General features: G+C 66.2%; 17 protein-coding genes. 15 read left to right on the top strand and 2 right to left on the bottom strand.

What is annotated here, in order from left to right:
• Positions 1–23 precede the first annotated feature (23 nt).
• From QMZ26_RS12895 to egtB, 11 genes are all read left to right on the top strand, one after another.
• Positions 24–740, top strand: coding sequence for a FadR/GntR family transcriptional regulator (locus QMZ26_RS12895; protein WP_283221684.1), 717 nt, complete (start codon positions 24–26; stop codon positions 738–740).
• Positions 741–765: 25 nt separating this feature from the next.
• Positions 766–1,386 carry a 2-dehydro-3-deoxy-6-phosphogalactonate aldolase gene (locus tag QMZ26_RS12890; protein WP_254051543.1) on the top strand — a complete coding sequence of 207 codons (621 nt, stop codon included), beginning with the start codon at positions 766–768 and terminating at the stop codon, positions 1,384–1,386.
• Entirely contained in the window at positions 1,383–2,531 is a 1,149-nt protein-coding gene (gene dgoD, locus QMZ26_RS12885; RefSeq protein ID WP_108760093.1) for a galactonate dehydratase, read from the top strand. Before QMZ26_RS12890 ends, dgoD begins: the two co-directional genes overlap by 4 nt.
• 5 nt (positions 2,532–2,536) lie before the next feature.
• Positions 2,537–3,322 (top strand): SDR family oxidoreductase, encoded by a 786-nt coding sequence (locus tag QMZ26_RS12880; RefSeq protein ID WP_283221683.1) that lies wholly within the window; start codon positions 2,537–2,539, stop codon positions 3,320–3,322.
• On the top strand, positions 3,319–4,221 hold the full coding sequence (locus QMZ26_RS12875) for an SMP-30/gluconolactonase/LRE family protein (protein WP_283221682.1): 903 nt from the start codon (positions 3,319–3,321) through the stop codon (positions 4,219–4,221). Before QMZ26_RS12880 ends, QMZ26_RS12875 begins: the two co-directional genes overlap by 4 nt.
• A 26-nt stretch (positions 4,222–4,247) precedes the next feature.
• The gene (locus QMZ26_RS12870; protein WP_283221681.1) at positions 4,248–5,807 is read left to right on the top strand and encodes a sodium/sugar symporter; all 1,560 of its coding nucleotides are present in this window, start codon (positions 4,248–4,250) and stop codon (positions 5,805–5,807) included.
• Positions 5,808–5,836: 29 nt separating this feature from the next.
• Complete coding sequence (locus QMZ26_RS12865) at positions 5,837–6,898, top strand: sialidase family protein (protein ID WP_283221680.1); 1,062 nt, start codon at positions 5,837–5,839, stop codon at positions 6,896–6,898.
• A 63-nt stretch (positions 6,899–6,961) separates the two neighbouring features.
• Entirely contained in the window at positions 6,962–7,549 is a 588-nt protein-coding gene (locus tag QMZ26_RS12860) for a TetR/AcrR family transcriptional regulator (RefSeq protein WP_079221150.1), read from the top strand.
• Positions 7,550–7,579: 30 nt separating this feature from the next.
• A complete protein-coding gene (locus QMZ26_RS12855; protein ID WP_283221679.1) occupies positions 7,580–8,170 on the top strand; it encodes an HD domain-containing protein in 591 nt (196 codons plus the stop codon).
• Between the two features lie 159 nt (positions 8,171–8,329).
• Complete coding sequence (locus QMZ26_RS12850) at positions 8,330–8,911, top strand: DUF308 domain-containing protein (protein ID WP_283221678.1); 582 nt, start codon at positions 8,330–8,332, stop codon at positions 8,909–8,911.
• Complete coding sequence (gene egtB, locus QMZ26_RS21290) at positions 8,877–11,024, top strand: ergothioneine biosynthesis protein EgtB (protein WP_345782675.1); 2,148 nt, start codon at positions 8,877–8,879, stop codon at positions 11,022–11,024. The genes QMZ26_RS12850 and egtB overlap by 35 nt, the downstream gene beginning before the upstream one ends.
• Before the next feature lie 144 nt (positions 11,025–11,168).
• Here egtB and QMZ26_RS12835 read toward each other — a convergent pair whose 3' ends face one another.
• On the bottom strand, positions 11,169–11,855 hold the full coding sequence (locus tag QMZ26_RS12835; RefSeq protein WP_283221677.1) for a hypothetical protein: 687 nt from the start codon (positions 11,853–11,855) through the stop codon (positions 11,169–11,171).
• Positions 11,856–12,016: 161 nt separating this feature from the next.
• A complete protein-coding gene (locus tag QMZ26_RS12830; protein ID WP_283221676.1) occupies positions 12,017–12,304 on the bottom strand; it encodes a hypothetical protein in 288 nt (95 codons plus the stop codon).
• A 164-nt stretch (positions 12,305–12,468) separates the two neighbouring features.
• Between QMZ26_RS12830 and QMZ26_RS12825 the strand changes: the two genes are divergently transcribed.
• From QMZ26_RS12825 to katG, 4 genes are all read left to right on the top strand, one after another.
• On the top strand, positions 12,469–12,759 hold the full coding sequence (locus QMZ26_RS12825) for a hypothetical protein (RefSeq protein ID WP_283221675.1): 291 nt from the start codon (positions 12,469–12,471) through the stop codon (positions 12,757–12,759).
• Positions 12,760–13,475: 716 nt separating this feature from the next.
• Positions 13,476–16,097, top strand: a complete 2,622-nt coding sequence (mutS, locus tag QMZ26_RS12820; protein ID WP_079221138.1) for a DNA mismatch repair protein MutS — start codon at positions 13,476–13,478, stop codon at positions 16,095–16,097.
• A 179-nt stretch (positions 16,098–16,276) separates the two neighbouring features.
• Positions 16,277–16,927, top strand: coding sequence for a DUF937 domain-containing protein (locus tag QMZ26_RS12815; protein WP_200732749.1), 651 nt, complete (start codon positions 16,277–16,279; stop codon positions 16,925–16,927).
• A 146-nt stretch (positions 16,928–17,073) separates the two neighbouring features.
• Complete coding sequence (gene katG / locus QMZ26_RS12810) at positions 17,074–19,314, top strand: catalase/peroxidase HPI (protein ID WP_283221674.1); 2,241 nt, start codon at positions 17,074–17,076, stop codon at positions 19,312–19,314.
• Positions 19,315–19,461 lie beyond the last annotated feature (147 nt).

Below are 19,461 nucleotides of genomic sequence, written 5' to 3'. Positions count from 1 at the left end.
CGCACCGAGCCAGAGGGGCACCCGTGAAACGGATCGAGGTACGCAATCTCTACGACCAGGTCGCCCAGGAGATCGGGCAACGGATCATCAGCGGCGTACTTCAGCCAGGCGAGTTCCTGCCCAAGGAAGAACTTCTGGCGCAGACCTTGTCCGTGAGCCGGTCCGCGCTGCGCGAGGGCTTGAAGGTACTGGGCTCGAAAGGCTTGATCGAAACACGCCAGAAGACCGGGTCACGGGTACGCGAGCCACGGCACTGGAAGCAGCTGGACAGCGACATCCTGGCGTGGCGCTGCGCGTTGATGCCCACCCAGGATTTCGTCAACAAGCTGGTGGAGATGCGCGAAGTGATCGAGCCGGCGGCAGCGGCGCTGGCAGCCCAGCGGCGCTCGCCCGCACAGCTGGCCAGGATCGGCGAGGCGTACCAGGCGATGGCCGATGCGACCGACCAGGACGCATGGGCCAAGGCCGACCTGGCGTTCCACGAGAGCGTGCTCGATGCCACCAGCAACGAGCTGCTGGGCTCGTTGTTCTCGGTCATCGACGCGGCGCTGGGCACCTTCTTCCTGCTCTCGGCGCAGACGGCCAAGGACTTCAAGTACTCCCTGCCCCGGCATTTCGACGTGTACGACGCCATCAGGCTGAAGCAGCCCGATGTGGCGCGCGCCGCCATGCTGGACATGATTGCCGACTCCAAGGCCAACCTGAAGGGTGGCCGGCGCAGGCGCGCACCCGCTCGATAGAGGACTTCCGATGAGTACCGCGTGGATGCAACCCCTTCCCCTGGTTGCGATCCTGCGCGGGCTCACCCCGCAGGAAGCACCCGCGATCGGTGCGGCCCTGGCCGATGCCGGCTTCCATCTGCTGGAAGTACCGCTCAATTCACCGCAGCCACTGCACAGCATCGAACTGCTGGCCCGGCAGCTGGGTGACCGTTGCCTGGTCGGCGCTGGCACGGTGCTGACCACCGGCCAGGTACAGGACGTCGCCAATGCGGGCGGCCGCCTGCTGGTGATGCCCCATGCCGATGTCGAGGTGATCGCTTCGGCACATGCGCTGGGCATGCGCTGCACGCCCGGCGTTGCCACCCCGACCGAGGCCTTCGCTGCGCTGCGCGCTGGCGCCGACGCACTCAAGCTGTTCCCTGCCGAGCAGTTGCCGCCCCCCGTATTGAAGGCCTGGTCAAGCGTATTGCCGGCGGGCACCGCACTGCTGCCGGTCGGCGGCATCACCCCTGAGCGCATGGCCGCCTATCGCAGCGCCGGCGCCGCCGGCTTCGGCATCGGCTCGGCGCTGTATGCCCCGGGAACCCCGGCGGCCGAGGTCGCACGCCGCGCACGCGCCTTCATCGACGCCTGGCACCAGGCGAACACGGACTCCCACGCATGAAAATCACCGCCATCACTACCTTCCTCGTGCCGCCGCGCTGGTGCTTTGTGCGCATCGACACCGACACGGGCATCAGCGGCTGGGGCGAGCCCATCGTCGAAGGGCGCGCACATACCGTTGCCGCCGCTGTGGAAGAGCTTTCCGATTACCTGATCGGCAAGGACCCGCGCCACATCGAGGACCACTGGAACGTCCTCTACCGCGGCGGCTTCTATCGCGGCGGCCCGATCCTGATGAGTGCGCTGGCCGGCATCGACCAGGCGCTGTGGGACATCCACGGCAAGGCACTGGGCGTACCGGTGCACACCTTGCTGGGCGGCCCCGTCCGCGAGCGCATCCGGGTCTATTCGTGGATCGGCGGTGACCGCCCCGCAGACACGGCGCGTGCGGCTGCAGAAGCCGTGGCCCGGGGCTTCACCGCGGTCAAGATGAACGCCACCGAGGAGGTGCAGTTCGTCGATTCGCATGCCAAGGTCACCCGCGTGCTGGAGAACGTGCAGGCCGTGCGCGATGCGGTCGGCAACGATGTCGGCCTGGCCGTGGACTTCCATGGGCGCGTGCACAAGCCGATGGCCAAGGTGCTGATGCGCGAACTGGCCCCGTTCAACCTGATGTTCATCGAGGAGCCGGTGCTTTCCGAACACCTGGAAGCCATTCCGGAACTCGCTGCGCTTTCGCCGGCGCCGATCGCCCTGGGCGAACGCCTGTACTCGCGCTTCGATTTCAAGCGCGTGCTGCAGACCGGTGGCGTGGACATTCTGCAGCCGGATCCCTCGCACTCGGGCGGCATCACCGAAACGCGCAAGATCGCAGCCATGGCCGAAGCCTACGACGTGGCCCTGGCCCTGCACTGCCCGCTGGGGCCGATCGCCCTGGCCGCCAACCTGCAGCTGGATGCGGTCTGCTACAACGCCTTCATCCAGGAACAGAGCCTGGGCATCCACTACAACGCCAGCAACGACCTGCTCGACTACCTGGTGGACCGTACGCCCTTCCAGTACCAGGACGGGTTCGTCAGCATCCCCGATGGCCCCGGGCTGGGCATCGAGATCAACCAGGCCTACGTGGACGAGCGTGCCGCCGAAGGCCATCGTTGGCGCAACCCCATCTGGCGCCATGCCGATGGCAGCGTGGCCGAGTGGTGAGCGGCATGAGCATGCCCCTCCCTCCGCAGCCCGCCATGGCCACCTATCCCAGCCTGGACGGTCGCAGTGTGCTGGTGACCGGCGGTGCCACCGGCATCGGCGCGGCCTTCGTCGAGCACTTTGCCCTGCAGGGTGCCAGGGTCGCCTTCCTCGACATCGACGATGCCAGCGGCCATGCACTGGTCCAGGCGCTGGCTGATGTGCGCCACGTGCCGATCTACCTGCATGCCGATGTCACCGCGCTTGCGTCCTTCCAGGCCGCCATCGCCGAGGCCCGCCGGCAGATCGGCCCTATCGCGGTGCTGGTCAACAATGCGGCCAACGACGCCCGCCACAGCTTTGCCGACACGCAGGCCGAAGACTTCGAGCGCAGCATCGCAGTCAACCTGCGCCACCAGTACTTCGCCATCCAGGCCGTCGCAGCGGACATGCGCGCGCTCGGCGGCGGCTCGATCATCTGCCTGGGGTCCACCGGCTGGATGATCAAGAACAGCGGCTACCCGATGTACGCCATGGCCAAGTCGGCCGTGCACGGCCTGGTCAACGGCCTGGCGCGGGAACTGGGCCAGGACCGCATCCGCATCAACGCGCTGGTGCCGGGCTGGGTGATCACCGAAAAACAGCAGCGGCTGTGGCTGGATGAGGAAGGCGAGGCACAGCTGCGCCGCGCGCAGTGCCTGCCCGGTTACCTGCATGCGGATGACCTTGCCCGTGCAGCGCTGTTTCTTGCGGCCGACGACAGCCGCATGTGTACGGGGCAGGATTTCATCGTGGATGGAGGCTGGGTGTGAGTGCAGCCCTGACTCCCGCGGTGGCGTCCGCCAATACGCTGGGCGAAGGCGTCGTGTGGTGCGAACGCGAGCAGGCGGTGTACTGGACCGACATCGTCCAGTCCCGGCTGTGGCGCTACCATCCAGCCACCGCAGCGGTGGACCAGTGGGCGATGCCCGAACGCCTGGCATCGGTGGCCTTGTGCGAGGCGGAGGGCTGGCTCCTGCTGGCGCTGGCAACGCGGCTGGCATTCTTCCATCCCGGGCGCAACGAACTGCGCGAACTGCACCGGCTGGACGAGGTCGCACAGACCCGCGCCAACGACGGCGCCTGCGATCGCCAGGGCCGCTTCGTGTTCGGCATGCTGCACGAACCGGCCGTGGGCCCGAAGCAGGCGGTGGCGCCGTTCTACCGGCTGCACGCCGATCTACGGCTGGAGCGCCTTGCCCTGCCAGCGGTTGCGATCTCCAACAGCGTGGCGTTCAGCCCGCGCGGTGACACCCTGTACTTCTGCGATTCGCAGCAGAAACTGCTGTGGTGCTGCCGCTATGGCGACACGCTCGGCCCGGTGCAGGTGTTTGCCGACCTGCGTGATGAGCCCGGCGAGCCGGACGGCAGCGCGGTCGATGCAGAGGGCGGCCTGTGGAATGCGCGCTGGGGCGCATCACGGATCGTCCGTTATCTGCCTGATGGCCGCGAGGACTGCGTCATCCACGTGCCGGCCAGCCAGCCGACCCGGCCCGCCTTCGGCGGCAGCGACCTGCGGACGTTGTTCGTCACCAGCGCGCTGGACGGGCTGGACCCGGCCCAGAATTTCCGCGAGCCGCTGGCCGGCCATCTGTTCGCCATCGATACCGGCATCGCCGGCCTTCCCGAGCCCCGGTTCGCCGGCAACCCCGACCACCTGCCGCCCCGCTGACAGCGCGGACCACCCGCGGAGATTCCATGAGCCTTTCCACCCTCGATATCTGCATCGTCCTGGCTTACCTGGCCGGCATCTTCATCCTTGCGCAGTGGGTGTCGCGCGAGAAGGACGGGCAACAGAAATCGGCCCAGGACTACTTCCTGGCCAGCCGCAGCCTGCCCTGGTGGGCGATCGGTGCCTCGCTGATCGCGGCCAATATTTCGGCAGAACAGATCATCGGCATGTCCGGCTCCGGCTATGCCATCGGCCTGGCCATCGCCTCGTATGAGTGGATGGCGGCACTGACCCTGCTGATCGTGGGCAAGTGGTTCCTGCCGATCTTCCTGCGCAATGGCATCACCACCATGCCGCAGTTCCTGGAGGAACGGTACGGCAACCGCATCCGCACGTTGATGGCGGTGTTCTGGCTGGGGCTGTATGTATTCGTCAACCTGACGTCGATCCTCTGGCTGGGCTCGATCGCCATTGCCGGCGTGGCCGGCCTGGACCAGAACGTGGCGCTGGTGCTGCTGGGCGCATTCGCGCTGCTGTACCAGCTGTACGGTGGCCTGAAGGCGGTTGCACTGACCGACATCGTGCAGGTCTGCCTGCTGGTGCTGGGCGGCCTGCTGGTAACGTTCATCACGCTGGGCAAGATCGGCGACGGCAGTGTCAGCGATGGCTTCATGCAGCTGTGGCAGGCGCACCCGGAACGGTTCGAGATGATCCTGAGCAGGGACAACCCGTTCTACAAGGATCTCCCCGGCCTGTCGGTGCTGCTGGGCGGCATGTGGATCGCCAACCTGAGCTACTGGGGCTTCAACCAGTACATCATCCAGCGGGCGCTGGCCGCGAAGAATCTGCAGGAAGCGCAGAAGGGCGTGGTGTTCGCAGCTTTCCTCAAGCTGCTGCTGCCGGCCATCGTGGTGGTGCCGGGCATTGCCGCGGTGATGCTGGCGCCCAACCTGGAACGCCCTGATGCCGCCTACCCGACCATGCTGGGGCTGCTGCCCAGTGGCATTCTCGGCCTGGTGTTCGCTGCCCTGATCGCCGCCATCGTCGCTTCGCTGGCGTCCAAGATCAATTCGGTGGCCACCATCTTCACCCTGGATTTCTACGCCAAGCGCGCACCGGACGCGCCGCAGGCCAAGCTGGTCCGGGTCGGCCGGCTGGCGGCCACCGTTTCGATCATCGTGGCCCTGCTGACCGCGCGGCCGCTGCTGGGCAGCTTCGACCAGGGCTTCCAGTACATCCAGGAGTTCACCGGATTCTTCACTCCGGGCATCGTGGTGATCTTCCTGCTGGGCCTGTTCTGGAAGCGTGCCAATGAGGCCGGCGCGCTGGCGGCAGCCATCGGCTCGTTCGTGCTGTCGCTGGCGTTCAAGCTGCTGTGGCCGCTGCTGCCCTTCATGGACCGCATGGGCGTGGTGTTCCTGGCCACGCTGCTGCTCGGCGTCGGCGTGGCGCTGGCCACCCGTGCACGCGGGGATCGTGACCGCATCCGGACCGATGACGTGGGCTTCGCGACCGCGCCTTCGTTCAACGTTGCCTCGTTGGCCGTGGTGGCCATCCTTGTCGCGCTGTACGCAACCTACTGGTGACCGAGATGCGCCTGATGAAAATGCCCCCGATGGACGCTCTGGCCCGCCCGCTGCGACGCAGCGGCCTGGCACTGGGCTTCGCTGCGCTGCTTGTCGCCGCCCAGCCCGCCACTGCAACCACCGTGGAGTGGGGAGACACGGTGACGGTTGACGCTGCCAATGCCGGTTGGGGCCGGCTGGCCCGGCTGCCCGACGGGCGCTGGCTGGCCGTAACCACCCACTATCCCAAGGGCCGCCCGACCACGCTGCAGCTGCTGGTCAGTGATGACAACGCACGCACGTGGGCGCCCTTGTCCAGCGTGTCCGAGCCCGGGCGGCTGCTCGACAACGGCGAACTGCGCGTCATGCCCGATGGCCGGGTGCTGCTGGCCATGCGCTCGCTGATCGACCGCCGCTCGTACCGCCTCAACCTGTATGCCAGCGATGACCAGGGCCGGCAGTGGCATTTCCTCAGCACCATTACCGCCAACGAAACGCCGCGCGGCCGCAAGGACCGCGGTGTCTGGGAACCCGTGCTGACGCCACTGCAGGATGGCAGCCTGTCGGTGGTCTACGCCGATGAGACCCGCGCCGACGAGACGCCCTCCTACAACCAGGTGGTGTCGCAGCGCATATCCAACGACGGTGGCCGCACCTGGTCTGCAGCGGCGACCATTGCCGAACAGCCCGGCGGAGGCCGCCTGCGGCCGGGCATGCCGGTCATCTCGGCTCGCCCGGGCGGCGGCTACCTGATGGTGCTGGAAACCTGCGGCGACGATCCTCAATGCCCGGTGTCGTACAAAACGTCAACGGACGGCCGCACGTGGCCGGTCGGCCTGGGCACGCCCCTTGCCGACCAGAAGTGCGGCCCGCATGTCATGAGTACCGCCAGCGGCGCAATGTTCGTGACCTCCTGCCTCAACGAGGTCAGTGCAAGCGGGGACGCCGGCACTACGTGGAAGACGATCCGCCCGCCCGCATGGCCACTCGGTTTCCGTCACTCCTGGCCCGCGGTTGTCGAGATCGGCCCGCAGGAGATCGGCGTCGTCAACGTGGTGGAGGGGGCTGTGCAGATCCGGTTCGGCACATACCGCCCATCGAGTGAGCGCTGAACGGGCACGTTGCGCCAAAGCCTACCAACTGGTAGATTGATACTTTGGACCTTCAGGTGCCTCATGGATACCGAGCTCTCGCCGAAAGCTGCCGAGATCGTCGCCTATACCCGTATTCTGCTCGAGTCTGGCGGCTACAACAGCTTCAGCTACGCAGACATCGCAGCGCAGGTAAACATCAGCAAGGCCAGCATCCACCACCACTTCCCCACCAAGGTCGATCTGGTCCGGGAGGTCGTGGCGCGCTACCGCGCCGAAGCCCGTGCCGGCCTGGCGCTGCTGGAAGGCCAACTGGACAACCCGCTGGGCGAGCTGACCGCCTATTCGGACTACTGGTCCAGCTGCATCCTGGGTGGCACGTCCTCGTTCTGCATCGGCGCAATGCTGGCCGCCGAGCTGCCCACGCTGCCGCCCGAAGTCGCGGCGGAGGTGCGCGGGCACTTCGATGATCTGAGCCAATGGCTCACCTCCACGATGACGCGGGGTCTCTCCCGGGGCCAGCTGCAGCTGCATGCGACGCCACAGGTGGAAGCCCGCACCTTCATGGCCGCGGTACATGGTGCGATGCTCGCCGCGCGTGGCCTGGGCGAACCGGCGGCGTTCGAGTCCCTGGTCCGGGTTTCGCTTGATCGCCTGGCCCCGGCCGCCTGATCCCCTTCGACCCCACGGGAAGCGTGCTCCATGGCGACGACACTTCAGAAACAGGTAGCCTTCCTTCGCGAGATCGACCAGCTGAAGAACGTGGTTCGCCAGTCTCCCCTGCTCGACCGCAGCCGGCGTGAGAACTCGGCCGAACATTCCTGGCACTTGGCGATGTACGCACTTGTGCTGGTTGAGCACGCCGCAGAAGCGGTCGATGTCCAACGCGTGCTGACCATGCTTCTGCTGCACGACATCGTTGAAATCGACGTGGGTGACATGCCCATCCATGGCGGCACCAGTGCCGCGCATCAGGCGCAGCTGGAGGCCGTTGCCGCCCAGCGGCTTTTCGGCATGCTGCCGCAGCCACAGGGCGAGGACATGCTGGCGCTGTGGCATGAATTTGAAAGCGCGCGCAGCGCCGACGCCAGGTTTGCAAAGGCGCTGGATCGCTTCCAACCCCTGCTGGCGAACATATTCGCCGGCGGCGGGACCTGGACGGAGAATGGCGTCTCCATGGAACAAGTGCTCGAGCGCTATGGTCCGGTCATCCGCGAAGGCGCGCCGAGCCTGTGGGCACTCTGCGAACAGTGGGTCATCGAGCACTTCCAAAGCCACCCGGCGCCCCGCTGAAGCCCAGGAAATGAACAGAAGGCAACCCGGCGCGGAGCCCTGACGGAAACTGATTGACGACCTACCTACTGGTAGGCAAGCATGCACAACGTTAGCCTACCTATTGGTAGATAGACTGCCACCCACCCACGCTTCTTCCTTTCGAATCCGGAGAATTTCATGACTGCCACCGCCCCTTCCGTTTCCCCGGCAAGTGCCTGGCTCCAGCGCTACTACTTCCTGCGCGCAGGCGTATCCATTGCGTGGATCGCCCTGGCCGTTGTGGTTGGCCGGCAGAACGCAGCCGTAGGTGCGGTGCTGCTGGTGCTGTACCCGGCATGGGATGCGCTGGCGAACTACATCGATGCCCGCCGCACCGGCGGCTTGGGTGCGAACGGCACGCAGATGTTCAACTTCATCGTCAGCGTGGTGACTGCCATTGCCATCGGCGTTGCCCTCACTTCCGGCATGGTCGCCACGATCAAGGTCTTCGGTGTCTGGGCGATCCTCTCCGGCCTGCTGCAACTGGCTACCGCGGTGCATCGCTGGAAGAGCGCAGGTGGCCAGTGGGTCATGATCCTCAGTGGCGCGCAATCGGCAGCCGCCGGCGCGTTCTTCTTCAAGCAGGCCAGCAGTGGCATTGCCCTGGATGTCACCACGGTGGCCCCCTACGCCGGCCTGGGCGCGTTCTACTTCCTGCTCTCGGCCATCTGGGTGACCGTCAGGAATGCGCGCGCACGTTCGGCCGTCAAATCGGGCTGAGTCTGTGAGCCATCTACGCCGTCGCTATCGTGTTGTACGTGCGCACAGCGTCGCTCTGGCCGTCCCGCTGAGCGTGGAAGACCAGGCGGCCCAATCCATGCCGGATGCCAGCCCGACCAAGTGGCATCTGGCACATACCAGCTGGTTCTTCGAAACGTTCCTGCTGGCGCCGCACCTGCCGGGGTACGCTGCGTTTGATCCAACGTTCGGCTACCTCTTCAACTCGTACTACGAAGGCGCCGGCCCACGGCTGCCGCGTGCAGAACGCGGCCTGATGACACGCCCCTCCGCCGACGAAGTACTGGCGTATCGCGCCCATGTCGATGCTGCAATGGACAGGCTGCTGCACGCGTTGCCGGCGGCCTGCACCGGACTGGTCGAGCTTGGCCTGGCGCATGAGGAACAGCACCAGGAACTGATCCTCATGGACGTGCTGCACCTGTTCTCCCGATCGGCGCTGTCGCCTGCGTATCGGCCGGAACTCCCCTCCCGCGCGCGGCCTGCCGGGCCCCTGCAATGGGCCGACATCGCCGGCGGGCTGGTGGACATCGGCGCGACAGGCGACGACTTCGCTTTCGACAATGAAATGCCGCGCCACACGGTCTTCCTGCCCTCTTTCGCGCTTGCCGATCGCCTGGTCAGCAATGAGGAATGGTTGACCTTCATCGCCGATGGCGGCTACCGGCAGCCTCTGCTGTGGCTGGCCGACGGTTGGGCAACTGCCCAAGCGCAGGGCTGGCAGGCACCGCTCTACTGGCGCGATGAAGGCGACCAATGGAGCACCCTGACGCTGCAGGGCCGCACCCCATTGGATCCACACGCTCCCGTGCGCCACGTGAGCTACTACGAGGCAGACGCCTACGCACGCTGGGCCGGTGCGCGCCTGCCCAGCGAAGCCGAGTGGGAGCACGCTGCGACGACGCTGCCCAACCTGGGCGGCCTCTACGACCAGGCATGGCAATGGACCTGCAGCGCCTACCATGCCTACCCCGGCTTCCGCGCACCGCCTGGAACCGTGGGCGAATACAACGGCAAGTTCATGGCAGGCCAGATGGTCCTGCGCGGAGGCTCCTCGATCACCCCTCCCGGACACGCAAGGGCGAGTTACCGCAATTTCTTTGCGCCAGCCCAGCGCTGGCTGTTCAACGGCGTGCGCCTGGCACGCGACAACGATCCTGCCGTGCCGGCACCCTCAAACGCGTTCCTCGATGACGTGCTACGTGGTTTCTCGGCGACCCCGAAAAATGTGCCGGCCAAATACTTCTATGACGAAGAAGGCTCGCGCTTGTTCGAGGCGATCTGCGCCACGCCCGAGTACTACCTTACCCGCACCGAACTGGCCCTCCTGCGGTCTTCGGTGGCCGACATCGCCCGCCACATCGAACCCGGAACCGTGCTCGTAGAGTTCGGCAGCGGCGCCAGCGTGAAGACACGCGTCCTCCTCGATGCCTCACCCCACCTCGGCGCTTACGTACCCATCGACATCAGCGCGTCCGCGCTTGCGCAGGCGGGTGCGGCCATCGCACGTGACTATCCCCATCTGCAACTGGCCGCACTGTCAGGGGACTTCACCCAGGCGGTCACCCTGCCCGGGCTCGCTGATGGACATGCGCGGCTGGGCTTCTTCCCGGGTTCTACGCTGGGCAATTTCAGCCCGGGGGAATCGGTCGCGCTGCTGTCGCATCTGCGCAACCTCCTGGGGCCGGGCGCCCAGCTTCTGGTCGGCGTGGATCTGGTAAAGGACAGGGAAACGCTGTTGGCTGCGTACGATGATGCCGCCGGCATCACCGCCGCCTTCAACCGCAATCTGCTGGTGCGGATCAACGACGAACTGGGCGCCAACTTCGATCCGGGTGCATTCCTGCATCGTGCGCACTGGAATGCCAGCGAGTCCCGCATGGAGATGTGGCTGGTCAGCCGCCGCGAGCAGGCGGTACGGATTGCAGGCCATCCTTTTCACTTCGCCCTTGGCGAAGGACTGCACACCGAGAGCTCCCACAAATTCACGCCCCAGCGCCTGGCGGCAATCGCAGAATGTGCCGGCTGGAGAGTGAAGGATCAGTGGCTGGACCATGACCTGCCTTACGGACTGTTCCTGTTGTCGTTGGCCTGAGGGGAAACGACGCCAGCCATGATGCGGCGCAGCTCAGCCACCTGATGCGGCCATGGCCTGCGCGCGGGCCTGGGCAGCTGCGACTGCCTAAGAGGCTACATCCGCGTTGGGACGCAGCTCAGATACACAGCAAGCATTGCTCTCTCATACGGGCGGCATTGCAACGGAAGCGCCGGGGTTGTTGCGCGTTTGGTTCTTTGCCAACTGCGGCCACTCGACGAAATCGTGGCCGGGCACGCCATACCACACGTTGTAAGCGCAGGGGAGCGCTGGGATCGCAAGCACCAACCAAGGGGTCCAGGACTGCCAAGCGACCAAGGCCAGAACTGCCGAGCCATCGAGCCTCCAGTCCAGCATCACCAATGCCATACCTACCCATCCCGCACCGACCAGACCGTGCCACTTCTGCATCTCAGACCCTCGCTCGGCCAGCTGCGCCTCGACTGCTCTCGGCCGAGCATCATCGGTCAAATTCGCCAATGCGCTCTCCGCCTCCAGACGTGTGACGTAGCGTTGCGGGTTAGGATTCTGTGCCGCCTCTCCACCTCCCAGCCACTCCTGAAGTTTCGGCACGAACAGTTCCCTAACGGCCATGGCAACCCAGGAAAGCAATCCCGCACCAACGGTCATCATTACGCTGTAAGCAAGAACCAGCAGCAGCAAAGGCCCTGGACGCGACACGGCTTCATTCCACTGGAAGGACCAAAGATTGGCCCCCGTCGTCAGCACCAGGAACACATCCAGAAGCGCGGCAAATGCCAACAGCGACAGCGCGACACGGAAGTCGCGAAGCTTCTCCAGCAAGTTGAGATTTGCGGCATCGAAGGTCATGGCGAAAATTCCAGTGAGTGACCTTCAGTGTGTTCCTCCAACGTCTCAGGCGCTGCGACTACTACCTGGAAGAGCGGGGAGCGAGAATCCACTTGCCGACTTCCACTGTCAGGCCGCAGCCATCGGTGCCGAGCACGGCACCCGAATGTCAGTGCAACGGATCAGTCTTTTTCAACGACCAGCGTCCAGAGGACACTGACCATCCCTGGCTTGGACGGATCCATGGAGCTCTGCGGAAACACCGACACCACCTTCCATCCCTTCGCATACAACTGCGGAACGGTCACTTGGCCGGCCGACTTGCATTGAAAGACCGTGCTGTCGCTGAAGGGCTTCATCACGCCGGCCGGGGTGGTTTGTTCTGCGGCCAAGCAGACTTCGCCTTGGGCGGCAGAGGCGGAACCGGCCAGAGCAAGCAGGCAAACGACGGGAGGCATGAACCAACGCATGAGCAATCCTTGGCGAGCCACCCTGCTGGCGGCTCAGCGACGATACCGCACGAGTGAAGCCATGTGGAGAGCACGGCCCAATATGTGCCTGTTGGCAACTCTACCAACAGCCTGCCGGACGCTTTGAGCCGTATCCGGGCAATCCGGCCAATGCAGTGATAGGGGTGCCTGAGAACGTCGTGCTCGACGTCAGGGGTGCGGTGACCTGGAATTTCCGGAAGCAGTGGCGAGGCACCTACATTTTTCGCTTCTTGTTCGGCTTTCCGCGGCTTTTGACGTCTTTCAAGATTGCCTTTTTCTGCTCTGACGCACGCCTTTCCTCGCATTCCGCGGCCTGCTCCCTGCGCACCTCTCTCCAGCTTCTGCCAGCCCGTCTTTCTCGGTTGTACGCTTCCATGTCCTCTTCCGACGACACGACGTTTTCGCCTTCTCCCCTGCAAATCCAGCACATCTGAAACCTCCATGTCCTGACTCATCGACGGCAGCAATTTTTACGCTAACTGCAAACGGGTCTCCAATCCCATCCTTCGCGGTCAGCCCGTGGTCATCCCGTCCAACTCGGACCATAGCGCTTCTGCGGAGCGCCACGTCGAAACAGTCGACCACGGTGAGCCGATCCGGACGTCCGACATATTGCTGCCGGCTCGCCCGAGCTGCCCGAGTCTTCGGATTCTCGCCCGATGTCTTGAGCTCGTGAATGAGCTCCCGGCCCACGTAGGACGCCTCTTCCACCCAATGTCCGTGACGTTCCTTGACACGAAGCGGCCAACGCCCTGCGCCCCTCCCCTCGGACGACCTCGCAGGTGGTGCGGGTCTTGCTCACGTAGAAGCCAAAGCCGACCGGTGCCCCCTGATTTCCATCCAGCACGCGATAGGCCTTGAAGCCCTGTCCGGTAGCTCCACCAGCGTGGACCGCTTGCCTGCGCCCCTTCACGCAGGGATGGGACGAACCGAAAGCTCCATCACCTGTTGGTGGGTCAGACTAAACTAGGCACCTCGCGCCAGATGTCGCGGCCCGCCGAAGCAGTTTTTGGCTTGATCCCAGCCATCCTGACCAGCGTCACGGTACGATCATGGCTCTGCTGGGTGCCTTCGCCGCCCTCGCAACCCTATTTCCCGCTACTTGCCGCTTCTGACGGCAACCCGCCCTCACCCATCGAGACCGGACGCATTGCAAGCCACTGATTCAAAACAAAAGAGCAGCCCTTCCAAGGCCGCTACCGAACACACCCCGCTGATGAAGCAGTTCTTCGCAGCCAAGTCCGACTATCCGGACCTGCTGCTGTTCTTCCGCATGGGCGACTTCTACGAGCTGTTCTACGACGACGCCCGCAAGGCGGCGCGGCTGCTGGACATCACCCTGACCCAGCGCGGCAGCTCCGGCGGCGCGCCCATCCCGATGGCCGGCGTGCCGGTGCATGCCTACGAGGGCTACCTGGCCCGCCTGGTGGCGCTGGGCGAATCGGTGGCCATCTGTGAACAGATCGGCGACCCGGCCCTGGCCAAGGGCCTGGTCGAACGCAAGGTGGTGCGCATCGTCACCCCCGGCACGGTCACCGATGAGGCGCTGCTGGACGAGCGCCGCGACACCCTGCTGATGGCGCTGTCGCGCACGAAGCAGGGCTACGGCCTGGCCTGGGCCGACCTGGCCGGTGGCCGCTTCCTGGTCAACGAAGTGGAGACCGACGACGCGCTGGAAGCCGAACTCGCCCGCCTGGAGCCGGCCGAGCTGCTGGTGCCCGACGAAGAGAACTGGCCCGAGTTCCTGCGCCAGCGCACCGGCGTGCGCCGCCGTGCGCCGTGGCTGTTCGATGCGGACAGCGGCCGCCGCCAGCTGCTGGCCTTCTTCAAGCTGCACGACCTGAGCGGTTTCGGCATCGACGACAAGCCGCGCGCCACGGCAGCCGCCGGCGCCCTGCTCGGCTATGTCGAAGAGACCCAGAAGCAGCGCCTGCCGCACCTGACCTCCATCGCGATGGAAACCGCCGGTGAAGCGATCGCGATGAACGCCGCGACCCGCCGCCATCTGGAACTGGATACGCGCGTGGACGGCGACACCCGCAACACGCTGCTGGGCGTGCTCGACAGCACGGTGACGCCGATGGGCGGCCGCCTGCTGCGCCGCTGGCTGCACCGCCCGCTGCGCCTGCGCGAGGTGCTGGTGCAGCGCCACCATGCAGTGGAAACGCTGATCGACCGCGGCAGCGACGCCGACATCCGCGAGCAGTTCCGCCGCCTCGGCGATCTCGAACGCATCCTCACCCGCGTGGCGCTGCGCTCGGCGCGCCCGCGCGATTTCTCCACCCTGCGCGATGGCCTGGGCCTGCTGCCGGCCGTGCGCGAAGTGCTGGCGCCGCTGGATTCGCCGCGCCTGCAGACCCTGCACGCCGCGCTGGGCGAGCACGACGAGTGCGCGCACCTGCTGGCCAGCGCCATCGCCGAGATGCCGCCGCTGAAGCTGAGCGACGGCGGCGTGCTGGCCGATGGCTTCGATGCCGAGCTGGACGAACTGCGCCGCCTGTCCACCCATGCCGACCAGTTCCTGGTCGACCTGGAACAGCGCGAACGCGAGAGCAGCGGCATTGCCACCCTCAAGGTGGGCTACAACCGCGTACACGGCTATTACATCGAAATCAGCAAGGGCCAGTCCGACCGCGCGCCGGTGCACTACACCCGCCGACAGACGCTGACCAATGCCGAGCGCTACATCACCGAGGAACTGAAGGCCTTCGAGGACAAGGTGCTGTCCGCGCGCGACCGTTCGCTGTCGCGCGAGAAGTATCTGTACGAGCAGCTGCTGGACACCCTCGGCGGCCAGCTGGAACCGCTGAAGCAGTGCGCCGCCGCGCTGAGCGAACTGGACGTGCTGGCCGCCTTCGCCGAACGCGCGCAGGCGCTGGACTGGGCGCGCCCGGAACTGCAGGCCGAGCCCTGCCTGAAGATCGAACGCGGCCGCCACCCGGTGGTCGAAGCCGTGCGCGAACAGCCGTTCGAGCCGAATGATCTGGACCTGCATCCGGACCGTCGCATGCTGGTCATCACCGGCCCGAACATGGGCGGTAAATCGACCTACATGCGGCAGAACGCGCTGATCGTGCTGCTGGCCCACATCGGCAGCTTCGTGCCGGCCAGCCGCGCGCTGATCGGCCCGATCGACCGCATCCTCACCCGCATCGGCGCCGGCGATGATCTGGCCCGCGGGCAATCGACCTTCATGGTCGAGATGGCCGAGACCAGCTACATCCTGCACCACGCCACCGCGCACTCGCTGGTGCTGATGGACGAGATCGGCCGCGGCACGTCCACCTACGACGGCCTGGCCCTGGCCGACGCAGTGGCCCGCCACCTGGCCTACCAGAACCGCTGCTACACGCTGTTCGCCACCCACTACTTCGAACTGACCGCGCTGGCCGACGAGCAGCACGAAGGCGGCCGCAGCGGCATCGCCAACGTGCACCTGGATGCGGTCGAGCATGGCGAAGCGCTGGTGTTCATGCATGCGGTGAAGGACGGCCCGGCCAACCGCAGCTTCGGCCTGCAGGTGGCCGCGCTGGCCGGCCTGCCGCGGGCGACCGTGGCGCAGGCCCGCCGTCGCCTGGCCGAGCTGGAACAGCGCGGTGGCGAGAGCCATGCCGCTGAAGTCTCGCCGCAGGCGCTGGATGCACCGCAGCAGTTCGGCCTGTTCAGCGCACCGGCCAGCAAGGCGCAGGAAGCGCTGGCCGCGATCGACCCGGATGAGCTGACCCCGAAGCAGGCGCTGGAAGCCCTGTACCGGTTGAAGACGTTGTTGTAAGCGGCAGGGCTGAGCCGAGCGTTGGCTCGGCTCTACAACGGCCCCGTCACGCCCTCCCTGTAGAGCCGAGCCCACGCTCGGCTGGTGTAACCCCCGCCGCCGGGCATGGCCCGGCGCTACCCCTGTAGAGCCGAGCCCATGCTCGGCTGCCTTCGCATTTCCGTCGTGTACCCGGCGTTATGCTCGGGCGGTCCTTCCTTCACAGAACGGAGACCGCCGTGAACACCGAATCCCTCGCCGCTTCCCTCTTCCAGCAGCTGCAGCAGGGACAAGGCCTGCAGCAGGTATCCCAGCAGCTCGGCCTGGACAGCAGCCAGACCACCCAGGCGGTGGGCAGCGCGCTGCCGCTGCTGCTGGGCGCGATGGGCCAGAATGCCAGCGAGCCACAGGGCGCGCAGTCCCTGCTCAATGCACTGCAGCGCGATCATCTTGGCGGCGGCAGCGGCGGCGGTTTCGACCTCGGCGGCATCCTCGGCGCGGTGATGGGCGGTGGTGGCAGCGGTGCCACCGACGGCGCCGGCATCCTCGGCCATGTATTCGGCGGCCAGCAGCCGCAGGCGGCTGAGCTGCTCGGCCAGAAGACCGGCCTGGACAGCGGCACCACCGGCAAGCTGCTGGCCATTCTCGCCCCCATCGTCATGTCGTTCCTGGCCCAGCGCTTTGCCCAGCAGGGCAATGCCGGCGAACTCAGCTCGGCCCTCGGCCAGGAAGCCCAGCACGCTGGCGGCGGCCTCGGCAGCCTGCTGGGGGGCGCACTCGACCAGGACGGCGATGGCCAGTTCGGTGCCAGCGATCTGCTCAAGCTCGGTGCGGGCCTGCTCAAGCGCTGATCGCGCACAACGGTCCAAGCCCCGCCCTTGATAGGCCGCCACTATCGCATCGGTTGAATCAATCGAATTTACCCATCAGTAGGCGCCACCTATGGTGGTCAGGCCTCCCCCGATTCCACCTTTCGCCAGTCCACAGGTAGACACCCATGAAAAGCGAAGCCAAGTGCCCGTTCAACCACGCCGTCGTCGGTGACGCGACGACCAACCGCGACTGGTGGCCGAACCAGCTGCGCGTGGACCTGCTCAACCAGCACTCCAGCCGCTCCAATCCGCTTGATGCGGGCTTCGATTACGCCACGGCCTTCAAGGGCCTGGACTACGCCGCGCTGAAGGCCGACCTGAAGGCGCTGATGACCGATTCGCAGGACTGGTGGCCGGCCGACTTCGGCCATTACGGCGGCCTGTTCATCCGCATGGCCTGGCACAGCGCCGGCACCTACCGCATCGGCGATGGCCGTGGCGGCGGCGGCCGCGGCCAGCAGCGCTTCGCCCCGCTCAACAGCTGGCCGGACAACGTCAGCCTGGACAAGGCGCGCCGCCTGCTGTGGCCGATCAAGCAGAAGTACGGCCAGGCCATCTCCTGGTCCGACCTGCTGATCCTGACCGGCAATGTCGCCCTCGAATCGATGGGCTTCAAGACGCTGGGCTTCGCCGGTGGCCGCCCTGATACCTGGGAACCGGACCAGGACGTGTACTGGGGCCGCGAAACCACCTGGCTGGGCGGCGATGTGCGCTACGCGCACGGCTCCGAAGGCGTGCAGGAAGACCACGGCGTGCTGGTGTCCGATGACGATGCCGATGGCGACGTGCATTCGCGCAAGCTGGAAAACCCGCTGGCCGCCGTGCAGATGGGCCTGATCTACGTGAACCCGGAAGGCCCGGACGGCAACCCCGACCCGGTGCTGGCCGCGCATGACATCCGTGACACCTTCGCCCGCATGGCCATGGACGACGAGGAAACCGTCGCCCTGATCGCCGGCGGCCACAGCTTCGGCAAGACCCACGGCGCCGGCCCGGCCGACAACGTCGGCAAGGAACCGGAAGCGGCCGGCCTGGAAAACCAGGGCCTGGGCTGGGCCAGCAGCTTCGGCAGCGGCAAGGGCGGCGACACCATCACCAGCGGCCTGGAAGTGACCTGGACGCGCACCCCGGCACAGTGGAGCCACGACTTCTTCGAGCTGCTGTTCGGCCACGAATGGGAACTGACCAAGAGCCCGGCCGGCGCCCACCAGTGGGTGGCCAAGAACGCCGATGCGGTCATTCCCGACGCGCACGATCCGTCGAAGAAGCACCGCCCGACCATGCTGACCACCGACCTGTCGCTGCGCATGGACCCGGCCTACGAAAAGGTCTCGCGCAGGTTCCTCGATGATCCGCAGGCCTTCGCCGATGCCTTCGCCCGCGCCTGGTTCAAGCTGACCCACCGCGACATGGGTCCGCGTGCGCGCTACCTGGGCCCGGAAATTCCGGCCGAGGAATTCATCTGGCAGGATCCGGTGCCGGAAGCGAAGCATCCGCTGATCGACGCCAAGGACATCGCCGCGCTGAAGCAGAAGATCGCTGCAACCGGCCTCAGTGTCGCCGAGCTGGTGTCCACCGCGTGGGCGTCGGCCTCGACCTTCCGCGGCTCGGACAAGCGCGGTGGCGCCAATGGTGCGCGCATCCGCCTGGCCCCGCAGAAGGACTGGGCGGTGAACCAGCCGCAGCAGCTGGCCAAGGTGCTGGCCGCGCTGGAAAAGGTGCAGGCCGGGTTCAATGGCGGCGGCAGCAAGCAGGTGTCGCTGGCCGATCTGATCGTGCTGGCCGGTGGCGTGGGTGTCGAACAGGCCGCCAAGGCCGGTGGCCATGAGGTGAGCGTGCCGTTCACCCCGGGCCGCACCGATGCCAGCCAGGAACAGACCGACGTCGAGTCGTTCGCGGTGCTGGAGCCGGCCGCCGATGGCTTCCGCAACTATCTCAAGGGCGCTTACAGCGTGCCGGGCGAAGCGCTGCTGATCGACAAGGCACAGCTGCTGACCCTGACCGCGCCGGAGATGACCGCCCTGGTCGGCGGCCTGCGCGTACTCGGTGCCAATGCCGATGGTGGCAAGCACGGCGTGTTCACTGCACGCCCGGGCACGTTGAGCAACGACTTTTTTGTCAACCTGCTGGACATGGGCACGCAGTGGAAGGCCACCGGCCGCGAGAGCTTTGAAGGCCGCGCCCGCGGCGAAGGCAGCGCACGCTGGACCGGCACCCGCGCCGACCTGGTGTTCGGCTCCAATGCCGTGCTGCGCGCACTGGCCGAGGTCTATGCCAGCGCCGATGGCGAGAACAAGTTCGTGCAGGATTTCATCGCCGCCTGGACGCGGGTGATGGAACTGGACCGCTACGACCTGCACGGTTGAGGTGATCCGGGTGGTCGTCGGGCACGGCCCGGCGCTACCCGAACGCTGTGGTGGGTGCGAACCCCCGCTCTGGTGGGTGCGAACCGTTGGTTCGCATGCTCTCCTGCTCTGGTGGGTGCGAACCGTTGGTTCGCATGCTCTCCTGCT

It is taken from the genome of Stenotrophomonas sp. PFBMAA-4 (assembly GCF_030053215.1).
Taxonomy (GTDB): Bacteria; Pseudomonadota; Gammaproteobacteria; order Xanthomonadales; family Xanthomonadaceae; genus Stenotrophomonas.
Note: the sequence above shows the minus strand (reverse complement) of the source record. Positions and strands in the feature narration are given on the sequence as shown.

Coding starts and splice junctions, on each gene's coding strand:
- QMZ26_RS12865 (WP_283221680.1), top strand. CDS start 5,837: ATGGACGCTCTGGCCCGCCCGCTGCGACGCAGCGGCCTGGCACTGGGC.
- QMZ26_RS12835 (WP_283221677.1), bottom strand. CDS start 11,855: ATGACCTTCGATGCCGCAAATCTCAACTTGCTGGAGAAGCTTCGCGAC.
- QMZ26_RS12850 (WP_283221678.1), top strand. CDS start 8,330: ATGACTGCCACCGCCCCTTCCGTTTCCCCGGCAAGTGCCTGGCTCCAG.
- QMZ26_RS12815 (WP_200732749.1), top strand. CDS start 16,277: ATGCTCGGGCGGTCCTTCCTTCACAGAACGGAGACCGCCGTGAACACC.
- dgoD (WP_108760093.1), top strand. CDS start 1,383: ATGAAAATCACCGCCATCACTACCTTCCTCGTGCCGCCGCGCTGGTGC.
- QMZ26_RS12860 (WP_079221150.1), top strand. CDS start 6,962: ATGGATACCGAGCTCTCGCCGAAAGCTGCCGAGATCGTCGCCTATACC.
- QMZ26_RS12870 (WP_283221681.1), top strand. CDS start 4,248: ATGAGCCTTTCCACCCTCGATATCTGCATCGTCCTGGCTTACCTGGCC.
- egtB (WP_345782675.1), top strand. CDS start 8,877: ATGCGCGCGCACGTTCGGCCGTCAAATCGGGCTGAGTCTGTGAGCCAT.
- QMZ26_RS12855 (WP_283221679.1), top strand. CDS start 7,580: ATGGCGACGACACTTCAGAAACAGGTAGCCTTCCTTCGCGAGATCGAC.
- katG (WP_283221674.1), top strand. CDS start 17,074: ATGAAAAGCGAAGCCAAGTGCCCGTTCAACCACGCCGTCGTCGGTGAC.
- QMZ26_RS12880 (WP_283221683.1), top strand. CDS start 2,537: ATGAGCATGCCCCTCCCTCCGCAGCCCGCCATGGCCACCTATCCCAGC.
- QMZ26_RS12890 (WP_254051543.1), top strand. CDS start 766: ATGCAACCCCTTCCCCTGGTTGCGATCCTGCGCGGGCTCACCCCGCAG.
- QMZ26_RS12830 (WP_283221676.1), bottom strand. CDS start 12,304: ATGCGTTGGTTCATGCCTCCCGTCGTTTGCCTGCTTGCTCTGGCCGGT.